General features: G+C 39.8%; 16 protein-coding genes. 13 read left to right on the forward strand and 3 right to left on the reverse strand.

Annotation, left to right across the window (positions count from 1 at the left end; translation table 11 throughout):
- Window positions 1–93: 93 nt before the first annotated feature.
- The 5 genes from QUF86_RS16105 to QUF86_RS16125 all read left to right on the forward strand — a co-directional run bounded on the left by QUF86_RS16105 (window position 94) and on the right by QUF86_RS16125 (window position 6,789).
- Entirely contained in the window at window positions 94–3,804 is a 3,711-nt protein-coding gene (locus QUF86_RS16105) for a dynamin family protein (protein WP_289334850.1), read from the forward strand.
- 15 nt (window positions 3,805–3,819) lie between these two features.
- Complete coding sequence (locus tag QUF86_RS16110; protein ID WP_289315888.1) at window positions 3,820–4,581, forward strand: DNA polymerase beta superfamily protein; 762 nt, start codon at window positions 3,820–3,822, stop codon at window positions 4,579–4,581.
- A gap of 12 nt (window positions 4,582–4,593) precedes the next feature.
- Entirely contained in the window at window positions 4,594–5,421 is an 828-nt protein-coding gene (locus QUF86_RS16115; protein ID WP_289334851.1) for a sulfurtransferase, read from the forward strand.
- 85 nt (window positions 5,422–5,506) lie between these two features.
- A complete protein-coding gene (locus QUF86_RS16120; RefSeq protein WP_289315890.1) occupies window positions 5,507–6,382 on the forward strand; it encodes a 5'-3' exonuclease in 876 nt (291 codons plus the stop codon).
- A gap of 113 nt (window positions 6,383–6,495) precedes the next feature.
- The gene (locus tag QUF86_RS16125; protein ID WP_048688421.1) at window positions 6,496–6,789 is read left to right on the forward strand and encodes a DUF6123 family protein; all 294 of its coding nucleotides are present in this window, start codon (window positions 6,496–6,498) and stop codon (window positions 6,787–6,789) included.
- A gap of 45 nt (window positions 6,790–6,834) precedes the next feature.
- Here QUF86_RS16125 and QUF86_RS16130 read toward each other — a convergent pair whose 3' ends face one another.
- Together QUF86_RS16130 and QUF86_RS16135 are read right to left on the reverse strand one after the other, a co-directional pair.
- Window positions 6,835–7,743: a DMT family transporter gene (locus tag QUF86_RS16130; RefSeq protein ID WP_289334852.1), complete on the reverse strand. Its 909-nt coding sequence runs from the start codon at window positions 7,741–7,743 to the stop codon at window positions 6,835–6,837.
- On the reverse strand, window positions 7,727–8,140 hold the full coding sequence (locus tag QUF86_RS16135; protein ID WP_289315892.1) for a reverse transcriptase-like protein: 414 nt from the start codon (window positions 8,138–8,140) through the stop codon (window positions 7,727–7,729). Before QUF86_RS16135 ends, QUF86_RS16130 begins: the two co-directional genes overlap by 17 nt.
- Window positions 8,141–8,362: 222 nt before the next feature.
- Between QUF86_RS16135 and QUF86_RS16140 the strand changes: the two genes are divergently transcribed.
- From QUF86_RS16140 to QUF86_RS16150, 3 genes are all read left to right on the forward strand, one after another.
- Window positions 8,363–9,034 carry a reverse transcriptase-like protein gene (locus tag QUF86_RS16140; RefSeq protein WP_289334853.1) on the forward strand — a complete coding sequence of 224 codons (672 nt, stop codon included), beginning with the start codon at window positions 8,363–8,365 and terminating at the stop codon, window positions 9,032–9,034.
- A 5-nt stretch (window positions 9,035–9,039) separates the two neighbouring features.
- Window positions 9,040–9,225: a zinc-finger domain-containing protein gene (locus QUF86_RS16145; protein WP_289334854.1), complete on the forward strand. Its 186-nt coding sequence runs from the start codon at window positions 9,040–9,042 to the stop codon at window positions 9,223–9,225.
- 135 nt (window positions 9,226–9,360) lie between these two features.
- Entirely contained in the window at window positions 9,361–9,561 is a 201-nt protein-coding gene (locus tag QUF86_RS16150; RefSeq protein ID WP_289334856.1) for a hypothetical protein, read from the forward strand.
- A 117-nt stretch (window positions 9,562–9,678) separates the two neighbouring features.
- On the opposite strand, the gene QUF86_RS16155 is transcribed toward QUF86_RS16150, so the two are convergent.
- The gene (locus QUF86_RS16155) at window positions 9,679–10,143 is read right to left on the reverse strand and encodes an RrF2 family transcriptional regulator (RefSeq protein WP_289315896.1); all 465 of its coding nucleotides are present in this window, start codon (window positions 10,141–10,143) and stop codon (window positions 9,679–9,681) included.
- Between the two features lie 170 nt (window positions 10,144–10,313).
- Here QUF86_RS16155 and hmpA point away from each other — a divergent pair, with 170 nt between their 5' ends.
- From hmpA to QUF86_RS16180, 5 genes are all read left to right on the forward strand, one after another.
- Window positions 10,314–11,522 carry an NO-inducible flavohemoprotein gene (gene hmpA / locus QUF86_RS16160; RefSeq protein WP_289334857.1) on the forward strand — a complete coding sequence of 403 codons (1,209 nt, stop codon included), beginning with the start codon at window positions 10,314–10,316 and terminating at the stop codon, window positions 11,520–11,522.
- 340 nt (window positions 11,523–11,862) lie between these two features.
- Window positions 11,863–12,951: a glutamate 5-kinase gene (gene proB, locus QUF86_RS16165; protein ID WP_289334858.1), complete on the forward strand. Its 1,089-nt coding sequence runs from the start codon at window positions 11,863–11,865 to the stop codon at window positions 12,949–12,951.
- Window positions 12,952–13,001: 50 nt separating this feature from the next.
- Window positions 13,002–14,249, forward strand: coding sequence for a glutamate-5-semialdehyde dehydrogenase (locus QUF86_RS16170; protein WP_289315899.1), 1,248 nt, complete (start codon window positions 13,002–13,004; stop codon window positions 14,247–14,249).
- Window positions 14,250–14,329: 80 nt separating this feature from the next.
- Window positions 14,330–14,773: a general stress protein gene (locus QUF86_RS16175; RefSeq protein ID WP_289334859.1), complete on the forward strand. Its 444-nt coding sequence runs from the start codon at window positions 14,330–14,332 to the stop codon at window positions 14,771–14,773.
- 778 nt (window positions 14,774–15,551) lie between these two features.
- Window positions 15,552–17,480 carry a sigma 54-interacting transcriptional regulator gene (locus QUF86_RS16180; RefSeq protein ID WP_289334860.1) on the forward strand — a complete coding sequence of 643 codons (1,929 nt, stop codon included), beginning with the start codon at window positions 15,552–15,554 and terminating at the stop codon, window positions 17,478–17,480.
- Window positions 17,481–17,571 lie beyond the last annotated feature (91 nt).

Genomic DNA, 17,571 nt, shown 5'->3' on the forward strand with positions numbered 1-17,571 from the left:
CATATAGTAAAACTAAAGCTGATGGTATGAATAATAAACGAAATCGTTTACAATAAGAGTATCAAAATGACGATAGTTAAGGGGTATGGATTCATGATTCAAGAAACATTAAAGCAACAGTCCAAATTGGGGATTTTGACTGCCATGTATGAGAAATTCCAATCGGCAGGAGATACAGGCAATGCCGGTAAAATGAAACAGTTAATCATGAAAGTGAATGATGAGGAGTTCATCATTGCTTTTTGCGGCCATTTTTCAGCGGGCAAGTCAAGTATGATCAACTTTCTCCTCGGTGATCAAGTATTGCCATCAAGTCCGATTCCAACGAGTGCAAATACGGTAAAAGTCCAAAAAGGGGAAGACTATGCCAAAGTCTTTTACCATCAACAGCCACCAGTCTTATTTCCGGCACCTTATGATTTTAAAGAGGTTAAGAAATTTGCCAAGGATGGTGATTCAGTATCGGCAATAACGATAAGTTCCAATCATTTTTCACTGCCGGATTCATGTGCAATCATGGATACGCCAGGAATCGATTCGACAGACGATGCACATAGAGTTTCTACGGAATCTGCCTTGCATCTAGCTGATGTCGTCTTCTATGTTATGGATTATAATCACGTCCAGTCAGAAGTGAATTTCCTATTCACAAAAGAATTGTTGGAGGCTGAAAAGCCGACATACTTAATTATCAATATGATCGATAAGCATGATGAGGCCGAGCTTAGCTTTCAAGACTTCAAGCTTTCCGTTTCTGAAGCATTTGCGAACTGGAATGTATATCCTGATGGCATTTTTTATACATCTGTAAGAGATTTGAACAATAGCGAAAATGAAATAGAAGTGGTCCGGCAGTTTATCTATGAAATGGCGGGCAAAGGTCAAAATGATGGGAAAGATGCCATCATGCAATCGGCTAAAGCCCTAGTCGAAAGGCATCTTATTTGGCTGAAGGACCAATATGAAGAGGCACATGCCGATGATTTTGAAGTATTATCGGAACTTCCTCATGAAGAGCGAATTCACCTGACGAATCAAGTGGACAGCCTAATAAAAGAAAAAAATTCATTGACTGGACGTATAGAGGACATCAAAGTCCAATATGCTGAAGCATTGGAAACAATTTTGAAAAGTGCGTACATCATGCCCGCGGCTACACGGGACCTAGGTAAATCATTCTTGGAATCGGCTCAGCCTGACTTTAAAATGGGTCTATTATTTGCCAAGAAAAAAACGGAGGCAGAACGTGGGGAACGCATCAAAGCATTCTTGACGGATTTACAAGAAAAGGTGAAGACCCAGCTTGAATGGCATCTTAAAGAATTAGCGGCTAAAACGCTTAATAAAGCGGAGATCCATGATTCAACACTTGAAAGTAAAGCTCAGGCACTTCAAATCGAGGTTACGGAAGCTTACATAAAAAACTCTTTAAAGCCTCAAGTCGATATTACAGGTGAATACGTTTTAAACTATACGAATGATTTGGCCGCAGCCATCAAAAAGAAAGCACGTGATGTATCAGAAGGATTTTTGAATGGTATGGTTGCCGTAATGGAAGGAATAGTGGAACAGCAGTCTATTTCCATCGATAAAGAGCTTGAAGGTTTTTCTGAATTTGCGGAAGCCCTTAAAGTTACTGCGGCGATGAACGCGGAAATCGAGTACCAAACGGAACGTTTAGAGGCCATAACCAATCAATCTGAATCATTGGTCGATGAACGTGATATTGATACGCTTTTAACTCAATGGGAAGAGGAAGAAAAAAATATTACAGTCAAAATCATGAAAACCGATAAAGGAAGTAATTCAAAGCACGTCAAAGAACAACCTGAACAAGATCATGATAAAGAAAATAAGGCCGTACCTTCTGTGGCTGTTTCTTCATCTGGTGCTTTTGATTTACGTGGAAAAGAAAAGCTAATGGAGACAGCAGCCGGTTTACATCAGGCGGCCAAGCTGATACAACCTTTGAAAGGGTTTCAATCACTTTATAAAGAATTGACGGATAAGGCGAATCGCTTGGAACAGCAGACTTTCACGGTTGCCCTCTTCGGTGCATTCAGTGCAGGCAAATCTTCCTTTGCCAATGCGTTGATGGGAGAAAGTGTCCTTCCTGTTTCACCTAATCCGACAACTGCTGCAATCAATAAAATCATGGCTTCAGACGCTGAGCATCCACATGGGACGGCAACCGTCAAATTAAAGACGGAAGCGATGCTGTTGGAAGATGTAAGCTTGGCTTTGGCAGCTTTTGATAAATCGGCCAAGACTCTGGATGAAGCACTTCAGCTAGCAGGGCAAATCATTGCGAAGGCGGGGGAAGTTGATAAAGGGAAAACGCATTTATCCTTCCTTAGGGCGTTTCATCAAGGACTGTCCGAGCACCAAAATGATTTAGGAAATGTGGTTACGGTAGATCTTGAAGGGTTTAAACGTTTTGCTGCGGAAGAGTCCAAGTCATGTCTTGTTGATTTGATTGAATTGCGATATGACTGTGAAATGACAAAGCAGGGGATGGTCCTTGTTGACACTCCTGGGGCGGATTCGATTAATGCCCGACATACTGGAGCAGCTTTCGAATATATTAAGAATTCGGACGCCATCCTTTTTGTGACCTATTATAATCACCCATTTTCACGGGCAGATAGGGAGTTCTTGATACAACTTGGACGTGTGAAAGATTCTTTCGCCATGGATAAGATGTTCTTCATTGTCAATGCCGTCGATCTTGCTCAAACCACTGACGAATTGGACGAAGTGAAGGATTATGTCACAGATCAATTGAATGGATTCGGAATCCGTTTTCCAAAACTATTCCCGCTAACGAGCAAGGGTGCTTTGATGGAAAAACAAATGCCTGGTTCCTTTAAGCATTCGTTCCTTCCGAATAGCGGTATTTCGGAATTCCAAGACCAATTCGATTCTTTCATCGAAAACGATTTAACTGGACTTGCAATTGAATCCGCTCAAGCGGCTGTAAAAAGAACGGAAGAATTGCTACGGGATGTAATTACAGCTTCCAGGCAGGATGAAAGAGCGAAACGAAAAGCCCTGGAGTCCCTTTCACATGAGGCTCAGTCCATTTCGGAACTTCTCTCGGTCATTAAAGGGGATGCAGAAAAGCAACGTTTGAAAAAAGAAATCGATGAACTGACTTTCTATAGTAAACAACGGGTCTTTTTCCGGTTTAATGATTTCTTCAAAGAATCGTTCAACCCTGCTGTTTTAAAGGATGATGGAGGGGATCTGAAAATTGTCCTCAAGCAAGCAATGAAGAACTTATTGGATGCGTTAGGCTTTGACCTTGCCCAGGAAATGCGGGCAACGGCTTTAAGGACGGAAATGTTCGTAAATAAATTGCTGAATGAGAAACAAGGCAGTTTGCTTCAGCAAATTCAAAAAGTAAGAAAAAACCTTTCATTACAGCCATATGAACCTAATGAGAGGGAGTCGCTTGAGTTCACAGGAGCTTTTGTCCAAATGGATACTGGCGAATTCAAAAAGGAATTGGCGTTATTTAAAAATCCCAAATCCTTCTTTGAAAAAAACGAGAAATTGAAAATGAGCGAAGGGCTTCAGAAGCGTTTGGATGAACCTGCCCTTATGTATGTAAAAGGACAGGGTGAACGGATTTTCGAAATGTATAATGAAGTCCTCGACCAAGAGTTACTCTCGATTCAAAAAGAGTTTAAGAGGGAAATATCGGATATCTTTGCAGGTTTACGTGCAGCATTGGAGGAAACGGTCGATCTACCGTATTATGAAAATGCAGTTGCGGAATTGGCAAAAATGCATTCAAAATAGAAACGAGGTTCATTCATGAAAGAAAACCTTATTTCAAAATTGAAATACCTAGAAAAGAATGAGAATATGACCATTTTAATGGCTGCTGTTACAGGCAGCCATTCTTTTGGTTTATCTTCCGCCCATTCGGATATCGATGTTCGGTTTATATATGTTCATAATGATAAGCGAACATACCTCAGCTTGAGTCAGCCCGTTGAAGTGATTCATTTGAAACAAGGTCTATATGATATGGAAGGCTGGGATCTTTTTAAATCATCCCGTCTTACGGTAAAGAGTAATCCTGCTCTATTTGAATTATTTCAGTCGCCAATCCAGCTGGTTACACATCCGGATTATTTTAGGAAGATGAATGATTTGATAACGGATAGCTATTCCAAAAAGACACTAGGACACCATTACTATCGGATGATGACAGAAAATCTTCAACAATTGGCAAAACCAATGGAATCCGAAAGAAAAGAACTAAAAACATGGGTACAAGTTTACCGTTCATATTTAATCCTGGTATATATCATCCAACAGGGTTCACTGCCACCTTTATCAGTATGGGAACTGCTTGATGTGGTTTCAATCGATCAAGAAATGAAAACCAGGATGACCCGAATATTTAAGGCAAAACAAAAGGAAGAATGTATGAACATCAATGAAAGCGAAAAGAATCTTTCGTTATTAAAAGGGAAATCACTTTTTTTAAAGAATGAAATAACTAAGCTTCCTCCCGGGAAGAACATGGAAACGGAGCTTAATCAATTAATTTGGACCATTTTGAAATAGGGGGTTATGCAGATGGGTTATATAATGGAAAAAGAAGAGCTGTTACCGTTGTTGGATTCTAGTGATATCAGGATCTGTGACTGCCGCTTTCGTCTAGGCTCTCCTGATGCAGGGTTTAATGAATACCAAAAAGACCATATTTCCGGTGCTGTTTATTTCGATCTTGAAAAGGACTTATCGGGGCAGGTTCAAGAACATGGCGGAAGACATCCTCTTCCTGACCTGGAAAAGTTTAAAAACAAACTGGAATCAAATGGCATCACCAATGATACGGTACTTTTTGCTTATGATGGGGGAGAAGGTTCTTTTGCTTCAAGGTTTGTCTGGTTGCTGAGCTATCTTGGGCATCAGAAAGTCCATGTTCTTAACGGGGGATATCGCGCCTGGAAAGATGCGGGCTACCCGATTGACTCGAATCAAACGAATTATATTCAAACACAATATCATATCGATTTAAATCAAACCGTTTTTGCATCTATTCAAAAAGTGAAGGATTATACTATGAATAGGGTTGACCATGTCGTATTAATGGATTCAAGGGAATCTAAACGGTACGAGGGAATCGAGGAGCCGATTGATAAAAAAGCCGGCCATATACCTGGTGCAGTAAATAAGGTGTGGTCGAACGTCCTGGAAAATGGCTATTATAAAAAAAAGGAAGATCTTCAGGCGAATTTCTCAAGTATCGGCATGGATAAGGAAATCATTGTGTACTGTGGTTCAGGTGTAACGGCTTCTCCCAATTATATCGCCCTGAAAGAAGCGGGCTATAAAGATGTGAAGATATATATTGGCAGTTTCAGTGACTGGATCTCTTATGATGAAAATCCGATTGAATAATATTTTTTCCAATTAAACGATCCTTAAAAAAGAGGACAGTTATGTTAAAATGGATGTACATCATGATAGAGGTGATAATGTGTTAATGAAAGAAAATGAACAACATCCATCATTTATGCTTGTTGACGGGATGGCGTTATTATTTAGAGCTTTTTATGCAACGGCCGTTACTGGTCAATTCATGATAAACTCAAAAGGCATTCCAACTAATGCCGTTCAAGGTTTTTTGAAGCATATGCTGACGGCAGTGAATCATTTTTCACCTAGTCATGTAGCGGTGTGCTGGGATATGGGCAGCAAGACTTTCAGAAATGAATTATTTGATGGATACAAGGCTAATCGTTCAGAAGCTCCAGTCGAAATGATCCCTCAATTCGACCTAGCGAAAAAAGCGGTTGAAGCGTTTGATATTCCTAACATAGGGCTCTCAGGATATGAAGCGGATGACTGTATCGGGACAATTGCGAAGGCATCTGCACAACATAGCCGAGTGGGTATATTGACAGGCGATCAAGATATGCTCCAGTTAATTGAAGAAAACATTTCCGTTCTTTTGTTAAAAAAAGGATATGGGAACTATGAAGTGCATAATCCCGATAGCTTTTTTGAATGGAAAGGGATCACTCCAAGACAAATGATTGATTTAAAAGCTTTAATGGGCGATACAGCTGATAACTATCCCGGAGTTAAGGGGATAGGGGAGAAGACTGCATTGAAATTATTGATTCAGTATCAAAGTATCGAAGGGATTCTTGAAAATGTTGCTTCATTGACCAACGGACAACGGGCTAAGATTGAATCAGCCGTCGATATGCTCCATTTATCCAGACAGCTAGCAGAAATAAAATGTGATGTACCAATTTCATGTTCTTTGGATGATGCTGTCTATCGGTATGATCGCGAGAAGGTCAAAAATCTGGCTAGGGATCATGAATTCAGGGCTTTACTGAAAATGATATAATAATGAAACTTTTCGGAGCTCCCCAATGGGAGCTCCTTTAATTTGTAGGGTGAATTTTTTGTCGAAAAATGGATAGTCAAAATCTTTGATTTACGGTAAGATGAAAATAAGGTATGAAGTATGGAGTGGATGCAGAAGTGGCGAAATCAACTGAAGAGTATGTTAGTTTTTTAGAGGGTAAGGGATTCACTTTTGGTAATGACGCTATAGGTTTTATTTATTTTGGTAAGCGCTACACTGACGCAAGTGATATTTTAGTCAATGCAGCAATAGAATTGACTTTGAAGGTTCAAAAGAACTTTGATGGTAGCTTCTATATTTCCTTTTTGGAAAACTTAAAACAAAATGGCATTGAAACGCGTAGTGCAGCGGTATCGTTTGCTAAAGAACAGGGCCTGCTTAAATAAATCGGACTTCTTAACTTTGAAGTCCGATTTATTTTATTTGGCTTTTCAGGAAAACTCCTGTGTGACCGGTTTCTTTTTCTTCGCAGGCAGCTCAGCAAGTATCATCCCCATGAAAATGAAGACACAGCCGATGATGGAAGCGGAAGTCAATTTTTCCCCTATCAATATGTATGAGGATAACGCAGCAAAAACCGGTTCCATTGAAAAGATCAACGCGACTCTTGTAGGTGTCGTATAGGCTTGGAAGTAGGTTTGGGCGAAAAAGGCGAACGCCGTGGCAAGTGCTGCCGTAACCAATAAAGCAGTCCATACGTCTTTTTGTAACATGACCTCTGAGCTGAAGATGACAGAATGATTCTCTTTGAAAATGAAGGCTGAAACAAAGGATAATAAAGATACGGTGGAAACCTGAATCAGCGTCAACGGTAATGCGGGATGGGTTTTGGCATATCTGGCGGTCGTAATGATCTGCATGGCGAAACTTATTGCGCATAAAAATACGAGTAAATCACCGATATTCAAATTGGAGCGGTCCGCGAAAGTCATTAAATAAAGCCCCACGGTTGCAGCTGCCACACCTATGATCGTATTGCGGGAAAGCCTATGTTTCAAAAGTAACAGAGAAAAAACAGGTACCATGACGACACTTAGGCCTGTTATGAAGCCCGTCTTCGCAGGAGTTGTATGATTCAATCCAATCGTTTGAAGACCATACCCAAGAAAAAGCCAAACCCCAATATGAAACCCTGCTCTAAAAAGGCCTTTATTCCATGTTTTCCCTCTTTTGCGTAAAGTCGATATATAAGGGATGAGTAAGAAAAACAAGGCCATGAAAAAACGGACGGCATTAAACGTGAAGGGATCAAGAAACGATAGGGCATTTTGAACCATAACAAAAGTGACACCCCAGATGAATACAACGAATAATAATGAAAAATCAGCTGTCTTGTTCATGAATTTCCTCAGCCTTATTCAATCGAATGGCACGTCTCGCCAATACATCCGCTGACTTGTTTTCGAGACTTGGAATCCATTTCATGAAAAATAATTCAAGCTCGGCGGAAAGTTTAAGCGCTCGTTCCAGCAATATGGCGTATTTATTTTTTGCAAATCTTTTTTCAATGGCCTGGTTGATGGCTTGGGAGTCAGTCCGAAAAGAAACGATTTGATAATTATTGGCTACACAAATTTCCAACGCTTTTATTAAAGCATGGTACTCCGCTTCATGGTTTTCCATATTTCCAAGCGGAATGGAGTGCCGCTCGACCACACCATTATTATTTATGAAAACACCTGCCCCGCTCGGCCCTGGATTGCCCGCACTGGCACCATCAATATACACTTCGATCAAGATGTGCTCCTCCTCGAGATTAAGCTGTTAATATGCTATGATTAAAAACTGTTTCATATAAAATTAAGATTGAAACATGAGAATTTCAGGCTGATATGGGAACTATAATGAAAAGAGTGATTCTATTGCTTACATTATATTATAAATGGTGGGACGAGAAAAAGGTATGAAAATTGTAAGCTGTTCTGCATGAATAGTGAATTGATAAGGAGCTGGAAATCTTTGAAGGTAATTATGCAATGGACATATCATGCTTCAAAAAAACCATCTGCCGATTTCGTTTCGGATTGGCTTGATGCCGGGACTGCACTAGTCATTACAGAGGATCTTGAAAAGGCGGGAAGGCTGAAAGAAGTGGAATTCAAGGATGAATTCGATACAGCATGGACAAAGAAGGAGCTAAAGAAACTCCTTACTGAAGTTGAAGAAGAGCCGCAGGATGTAACGGTTTTTTTTGATGGCGGTTTTCAAAAAGATGAAAAGATGGCAGGAATCGGTGTTGCCATTTATTTTCGTCAAGGTAAGAAGTTCTGGCGTTTACGCACTAATGTAAAATTGGAGCAATTCGAATCCAATAATGAAGCGGAATATGCAGCATTTCATGAAGCGGTAAGGCAGATGGACGAACTTGGAATCCATCACCAAAGCTGTGTATTTAAAGGGGATTCTCTAGTTGTCTTAAATCAACTTTCCGGTGAATGGCCCTGTATGGAAGAAAACTTGAGTAAATGGCTGGACCGCATTGAAGCGAAAATGGATAAGTTAAAGATCATTCCGGTCTACATGCCAATTTCACGAAAAGAAAACCAGGAAGCCGATCGCCTGGCAACACTTGCTCTTCAGGGAAAAGCCATTTTCAGCAAAATAGAAGTTGCTGGGTCAAAGGAGCCATAACAACAATGAACAGGAAAAAAATATATGAAGAAGTGGAAGATGTTCTCGCTTCGTTTTGCCAAGATTGTTTTTTACGAAAGCATTTTCGAAAAGAGAAGGGGCGTTCTTATGCCCATCAGTTCTGTATATCAGAATGTACAGTCGGTGAAAAATTAAAACAGCTAGGCAATGAACTTAGTGTCCGTTCGTAAGTACTGAAAATTGCTTTGATTATGATACAGGGTCATGAAGGATAGGGTATTATAGGTGAAAATTAGAGAAAAGTGTGAGAGCATTGAAAAAAGAAAAGGGAAGCTGTATGGTCAGAAAATCAAGTACAACCTAAAGTGACAATTCATGAAAGAATCAACGAAGCTTCGCATCAAATAAAAAACATCTTTCAAGATATACGTAAAGCAGGAAAGATACAGCTTGAAAAGGTTGAAGTGATTAAAGCGGAAGTTGTACCTGTCATTGCAGAAGCGGCAAAGATTCCTCATATTTATTACCTTTTTGAAGAAATGCAAGCAAATAAAGAGTCATTATGATCCATCCATACGATCCCCTTAAAGTTTTATTGAAAACCAATACAGGGATCATTGATTTGCGAATGGAAAAGGGATGGCAGATTGAACGGATCATCAGTTAATGAAAGAAGAGCCCGATTATAAAAAATCGGGCTCTTCTTCATTTTGCTTTACCGAATCGAAATATGCTTTGAGCATCACTTTATTTTCGATGAAGTCTGCAATCGTATATTGATCAAGGACCTGTAGAAAAGCATCCAAGGCATTATTAAGGACAAATTTCAAAGAACAAACGGGAGAAATCACACAGTTATCGTGATCTTTAAAACATTCCACTAGATAAAAATCCTCTTCGGTTTTCCGCACCAGTTCCCCTACATTTATTTCAGCGGGGGATTTTGCTAGACGGAAACCGCCATTTCTTCCACGTATCGTCTCAATATAGCCTAATTTACCTAGATTATGAACAATCTTCATCAAATGATTTTTAGACAGTTGATAAACTTCAGAAATTTCTTTTATATTTGATAATTTGCTTTGGTCGTGGGAAGCCAGGTAAATCAACACTCTAAGTGAGTAATCGGAATAACTCGTCAACCTCATGTTTATCGCCTCACATTCTATCCCCATTTGACTATATCATAAATGTGAACATTTTATAAACATGAAAACTTATTCTCTGAAAAGATGCATTAAAAATATTGCTTTTAATGGATTTAAGTTCTAATATAAACATGTATTTAAAATACTTGTTTATGAAGAGGAGTTTTAATATGCTATCCCAAAAAACAATCGATATCATCAAATCAACCGTACCTGTTTTAGAAGTGCATGGTACAACTATAACAACTGTATTCTATAAAAATCTTTTCGAAGCACATCCTGAATTATTAAATGTCTTTAATCACGCCAATCAAAAAAAAGGGCGCCAGCAAAATGCACTTGCCAACACTGTTTTGGCAGCAGCTAAATATATAGATAAACTTGAAACGATTTTACCTGCCGTGAAGCAAATAGCACAAAAACACAGAAGTCTCGCAGTTAAAGCCGAGCATTATCCGATTGTTGGAGAACACCTATTAGGTGCAATCAAGGAAGTTTTACAAGAGTCGGCTACAGAAGAAATCCTCCAAGCTTGGGGAGAGGCCTATGGAGTCATTGCCGATGTTTTCATTAGCATCGAAAAGGAAATGTACGACCAAGCTTCCAATCAGGTAGGGGGATGGTCAGATTTCAAACCATTCACTGTGGTGGAAAAAGTCCGCGAAAGTGATGTAATCACTTCCTTTTATTTAAAGCCATCAAATGGCGATGATGTTCCATCTTTTCTTCCTGGACAATATATTACCGTTCGTATCGAGATACCGGGTGAACGCTATTTATTCAACCGTCAGTATAGTTTGTCTGATGTTCCGGGGAAAGATTACTTCCGGATTTCCGTCAAAAAAGAAAAGCCGGGAATCTCTCCTGATGGAAGGGTCTCGAACTACTTGCATGAATCCATTCAGATGGGTGACAGTATAGACGTAACGGCTCCTGCAGGGGATTTCACCATCGACTTGGAAAAACGAACACCTGCAGTATTTCTGAGCGGAGGCGTTGGTATAACACCCTTCATGAGCATGGTCCATGCGGTGGCTGAACAAAAGCCTGAGCGTGATGTCCAGTTCATTCATGCATCAGGTAATGGAAATTTACAGCCGTTTAGAGAGGAATTGACAGAGCTGACGCACAAGCTTGCCAGCTATCATTTATCCTTCGTCTTTAAAAATCCGAGTGAGGAGGATAAGAACCTGCCGAATTTTGAGAAGGAAGGGTATATCGATAAGGAATTGTTGAGCCGTCATGTAAAACCTGATGCTGATTATTATGTGTGTGGTCCTGTTCCTTTCATGAAGGCCATTATCACTTACCTGAAAGAGTTGGGGGTAAATCCTGATAAAATACACTATGAGTTCTTCGGCCCAGCCATGGCGTTATAAGGTTCAGGTTCATTCATAGTTGGAATGTTATTGACATCAAGAAGATAATTTTGCATACTATATTAAAACAATGAACGTTGAGAGAAGATTAGTATGCGAGAATCACTGTGACAGAGAGCGGCGTCAATTGCTGGAAGACCCGCGACAGGAAAGCGCAGAACCTGCTTCTTGAGTCCTATGCAAAACATAGGCGCAAATCCTGGCGTTATCAGGCAAAGTGGAATGCATGAACTTGCATTCAATGAAGGTGGTACCACGGAGAGCAGCCCTTTTCGTCCTTATTTCGAGGATGAAAAGGGCTTTTTTTCATGTCTAAGATATTTATTGGAGGAAAAAATCGATGGAAAAGAAACGCATCGTAGTAAAGATAGGAAGTAGTTCTTTAACCAACACACAAGGTGAAATCGACCAAAAAAAATTTTCCGATCATATCCAGGCAGTTGCAGCATTAAGGAAAGCGGGACATGAAGTTGTCCTTGTTTCATCAGGTGCCGTAGCGACAGGTTTCCGCAAGCTCGGTTATCCTACGAGACCTGTCACTCTCAAAGGAAAACAAGCTGCTGCAGCTGTAGGGCAAAGCCTATTGATTCAATCATATATGGAACAATTAGGTCGATTCGGGATCGTTCCGGCGCAAATATTATTAACACGGAAAGATTTCTCGAAAAAAGATAGATATAAAAATGCATATGCGACATTGATGGAATTGCTTGAACGCGGCATCCTTCCGATTATAAATGAAAATGATACAGTATCAGTCGAGGAGTTGACTTTCGGTGATAACGATATGCTATCCGCCTTAGTAAGCGGATTAGTCCATGCCAGCAACCTGATCATATTAACGGACATTAATGGGCTCTATGATTCCAATCCACAGACAAATCCAGGGGCGAAACGATTTGAAAAGCTTTCCGAAGTAACGGCGGATTTATTGCAAATGGCAGAAGGTGCGGGGTCTAATGTTGGAACCGGTGGAATGAAATCAAAGTTGATAGCAGCCCAAACTGCATTGTCTCTTGGAGTGAAAGTATTCATCGGATCTGGTGTGGGGAGTGAAAAACTTCTGACAATCCTAGAAGGCAACGGTGATGGCACATATATTGGGAATGATGTCATGACGACGGTAACGAAAAACAAACAGTGGATATCGCTTCATTCACAAGTATCCGGAAAAATTTTCGTTGATGAAGGTGCCGAAAAGGCTTTAGTTTCAAATGGCAGCAGTCTGCTGCCAGCTGGAATTTATGAAATTAAAGGAGTTTTCAATAAGGGCGATGTCGTCGAAGTCTTTGGTACAAAAGGATTATTGGGGCGGGGTGAGGTCCTTTATTCCGACGAAGAGTTAAAACAGGCGATGGGCAAGCGGACAACCGAGCTTGTGATCACTTCCATCGAAGTGATCCATCGTGATAAATGGGTAAAGGCATAGGCATAGGCATAGGTTATCGATATTAGCGAAGGAAAAGGGGGCATTTGAAAATGAGTGAAGTGACTGCGAAAGGTAAGGCAGCCAAAAAAGCCAGTTATCAGCTAATTGGATTAACAACGGATAAGAAGAATGAGGCACTTGGGAAAATTGCTAAGCAACTTGTTATCGATAAAGATCGTCTGATAAAAGAAAACCAAAAGGATCTGGAAGAAGGCAGGAAAAAAGGCTTCAGTGAGTCTACTTTAGATCGAATCATGTTAAATGTTAACCGTATTGATGACATGGCAGCGGCAATTAGACTTTTAATCGATTTAAAGGATCCTATTGGAGAGAAATTGGAGACTATCGAAAAAGAAAATGGGTTATTGATTAAAAAGTTAAGAGTGCCGATCGGTGTAATCGGAATGATTTATGAAGCCAGGCCTAATGTGACCATCGATGCAGCTACACTATCCTTGAAAACGGGGAATGCGGTCCTCTTAAGAGGTAGCTCGTCAGCCAAATACTCCAATATGGCACTAGTCTCTTCCATCCATAAAGCTTTAGAGAATACGGAGATTCCTATGGAAGCAGTTCAGTTAATCGAGGATACGAGCCGTGAAACCGCTAAAGAACTATTTCATCTTAATGAGTATTTAGATGTTTTGATTCCTCGCGGGGGAAAGAATTTAATAGAAACGGTCATTAAGGAGTCCACTGTTCCCGTCCTTGAAACAGGAGCAGGTAATTGCCATATATTCATCGATCAGACAGCAGAGATCACGATGGTCGAGAAAATTGTCTTAAACGGTAAAACACAGCGCCCTTCCGTATGCAATGCAATTGAGAGCCTTCTTATTCACGAAAAATGGTTTGAAGAAAATGGTAAGCGGATTTTGGCAATCCTAGACGAAAAAGGTATCGAAGTATACGGAGACGAAGCGGTTTGTAGCGCTTTTCCGGGAGCGAAAAAGGCTACGGAGGATGATTGGTCTACAGAGTACCTAGCATTAAAAATCAGCGTAAAAATTGTAAAAGGTGTTTCGGATGCCATTGAACACATTAATCGATACGGTACCAAGCATTCCGAAGCAATCCTGACGAGAGATGAACAAAACGCTACCGTATTTTTGAATAAAGTGGATGCGGCAGCAGTTTATCATAATGCTTCCACCCGTTTTACCGACGGTTTTGAATTTGGTTATGGCGCAGAAATCGGCATTTCCACACAAAAGCTCCATGCACGTGGACCTATGGGTTTACCGGCCTTGACATCAAGCAAGTACTTCATTTATGGCCAGGGGCAAATCCGGGAGTGAATTTCATTTTTTTCATAGAAGGTTATTGAAACTCAATTAAGGGTATTGTATAGTACATTACTTTTAAAGGAGCAGATACCATGGACAAGAGGTTTATAGCAATATATGAAAATGAAAATGAAGCGATTTCAGCAGTCGGAAATTTAAAGGAACAAGGATATACATCCAATGAAATATCAGTAGTGGCAAAAAACATTGATAAATTACCCAATGAAGCTAAGGAAGTCAGCCCGGCAAAGACTGATGGATTAGTTGCTGGGGCAGCAGCCGGCGGAGCTGTCGGGTTGACAGGCCTGCTTATTGGAATGAGTGCATTAGCCGTACCAGGAATTGGTCCAATATTGGCGGCAGGACCGATTTTTGCCACTTTTGGCGGAGCCGCAGCCGGGGCAGCATCGGGAGCAGGCGGATTGAGAAAGCCATTATTGGATATGGGACTGGAGGAAGCCGAAGTCGATCAATATATGGAGGGTATCAAGTCCGGGAAAATCCTTGTCATTGCCGATCCAGTTTTAAGTTCGTAAGTAGAACCTCCTTGAATGAACAGTTCTACGATGATTGACACTAAGCTTCCTGTCCTCAAATACTCAAAATGAAACAGATCGTGTTTATTGAAAAACCCCGTTCAGGATTTCTTGAACGGGGTTAATGTGTTTGTAGACTAATTTTATTGTCAGTAACTATAAAACCAAAAGGAATTCCACGTTTGGATGAAGAATATAAGGAATATAGTCCTATTGTCGAGAAAGGAATGAAAATTATACCAAAAAAGTGAAATTTACATGCCAGGTAATTTTTTTATGCAGCAAAGAGGGGGCTAGCATTTTTAATTCAGTTTTAGATTTCATTGAATCACTAAATAATGAAGACTTTAAGAAATCTTCATACTGTTGTTAATGGTAAAAGCTTATTACAGCGATGATAAGCAAGGGAAAAATAAACATTCCAAGTAGAAAAAGGTGAGTAGGGTGATGTAAGTAAAAAGACTATAAAAAGTTTTGATGAGATCAATTGAATGTGACTCTTATTGAAGGAATAATCTGCTATCAATAATAATTCGAATACTAGGGTGTAAATTAAAAGTGAAAAGGTCGTTTATTGACGAAAAAACCCATGGTAACAGGGTTTTTTGTTTTTCAAAAGTGATTTTAAAAATGATATATATAATTCTGAACGAAAACATTTTCTTGGCATACTTTTCCATCTCGATTAAATACATCCTGGTTGACTAGGGCTTAACTATCAGGTTACTTGAGATTATATTCAATAAACCAAAATGATTTTACGTTGGAGGTTGGCGTTTTGATAAAAATTAAACTCGTTGTTCCTCGAAAAGGGTATATTACGGATGCTTTTGAAAGGTTTGAGGAATTCAACCAGTTGGAAGAATCGGAAAACAATGATAACGGTTCAGTGAAGTTTGTTTTAGAGGAGGTAGTAGAGGATGCCGATAGGATTGGGAAGTTGAAGCTTGATGCTGATGTAATCATCTCAAGGGGATTAATCACGAAACTATTAAAAGAAAGCAATGAATCTATTCCTATCGTTGATATACCTGTACAAGGTATTGATCTCATTCGTTCCCTATATGATTGCAAGGCACGTTTTGGCAGTAAAAAAGTGGCCGTTATAGGAGCGCTGAATATGATTTATGGCGTGGAAAACCTTTCGGATATCGTTGATTTGCCAATTCAGTCCTATATATTGAATGATATCGAGTCCTCAGTTAGTTTAGTGGATTTAGCAGCCAGAGATGGCTGTGAGGTGGTGTTAAGTGGTTTAAGTACCTGTAACTATGCTGAAGAGATAGGGTTGGGGGCCATTCTGGTTGACACTGGAAAGGAATCATTTCGGCAGGCGTTGATTGAGGCGAAAAGAGTAGCTCTTGTCAGCAGAAGGGAACAGGAGAAGACCAAGCGTTACCAAACGATTCTTAATTATGCCTATGAAGGGGTTATTGCTATAGATTTAAAACGACAAATATCTGTATTTAATACGGCGGCTCAGGAGATATTATCCATTTCCAAGGGGAGCTTAATTGGAAATTCTATATACGATATGATAAAGGACGGAAAATTTCGTAATATGCTGTTAAGTGACAATGAATACGAAAAAGATATCGTTGCTTACCAAGCCATTCAATTATCGGTAAAAAAAGTTGGGATATTTTTAAAAGGTAAAAAAGTGGGAGATATGGTCGCCTTTCAAGATGTTACACGCATTCAGGAGATGGAAGGGAAGTTCTTTAGAAAGATTCATTCACGTGGACATGTGGCTAAGTACACCTTTGATGATATATTGTACCGGAGTTCCGAAATTAAGAGGACGATTGAAACTGCTCAACATTATAGTGAAGTAGATTCAAACATTCTTATAATTGGAGAAACCGGAACGGGCAAGGAAATATTCGCCCAAAGCATACATAATCATAGCAACCGGAAAAATAACCCGTTTGTAGCCATTAATTGCGCTGCGCTTCCCGAAAATTTATTGGAAAGTGAGTTATTCGGATATGCAGAAGGAGCTTTCACGGGGGCTATGAAAGGCGGAAAGCAAGGATATTTTGAATTGGCTCATAGAGGTACGATTTTTTTAGATGAAATAGGAGAAATCTCCCCAAAAATGCAAAGTCGGCTGCTTCGTGTCCTGCAAGAGCGGGAAATCATGCGTATCGGTGATGATAGAGTGATTCCGGTTGATGTGAGAATTGTGTCGGCAACAAACAAAGACCTCATGCAAATGGTCAAAAGTAATGACTTTCGGGAGGATCTATATTATCGCTTGAGTGTGCTGGACCTTGTTTTGCCTCCGCTTCGGGAACGTAGAGAAGATATTCCGTTATTGGTGAATGCTTTTATTCAGAAAGGTCATTCGGATCAAAAAATTAAGATTACGGATACTGCCATGAAAAAGCTGAGTGAAGAGAATTGGGAAGGGAATATTCGCCAATTGCAAAATTTTTGTGAGCGATTATGTGCTCTTTATAAAGACAAGTTAATTGATGTGTACGATATCGAAATGTATTTTCCGAATAGAAGTAAAAAGAAAATACTGTCGAAACAAGCAGAAGAACTTGATATGCCACTTGGGATACATCTATCCGAGCGTGAAAGAATAGTTCAAACGTTAAATAAGGTTAATTTTAATAAAGGAAAAGCTGCCTTGGAGTTAGGGATGAGTCGCACGACTTTATGGAGAAAGATGAAAAACTGGAGTATTGAAACAAATTGAAACGTAATGAAACTTATTAATTCATTATGAAACAATTTGTTAACTTTATTTATGTCTTAATTTGAGAACTAATTGGCTTCTTTCTTGAATA

It is taken from the genome of Peribacillus sp. NJ11, from assembly GCF_030348405.1.
GTDB lineage: Bacteria > Bacillota > Bacilli > Bacillales > DSM-1321 > Peribacillus.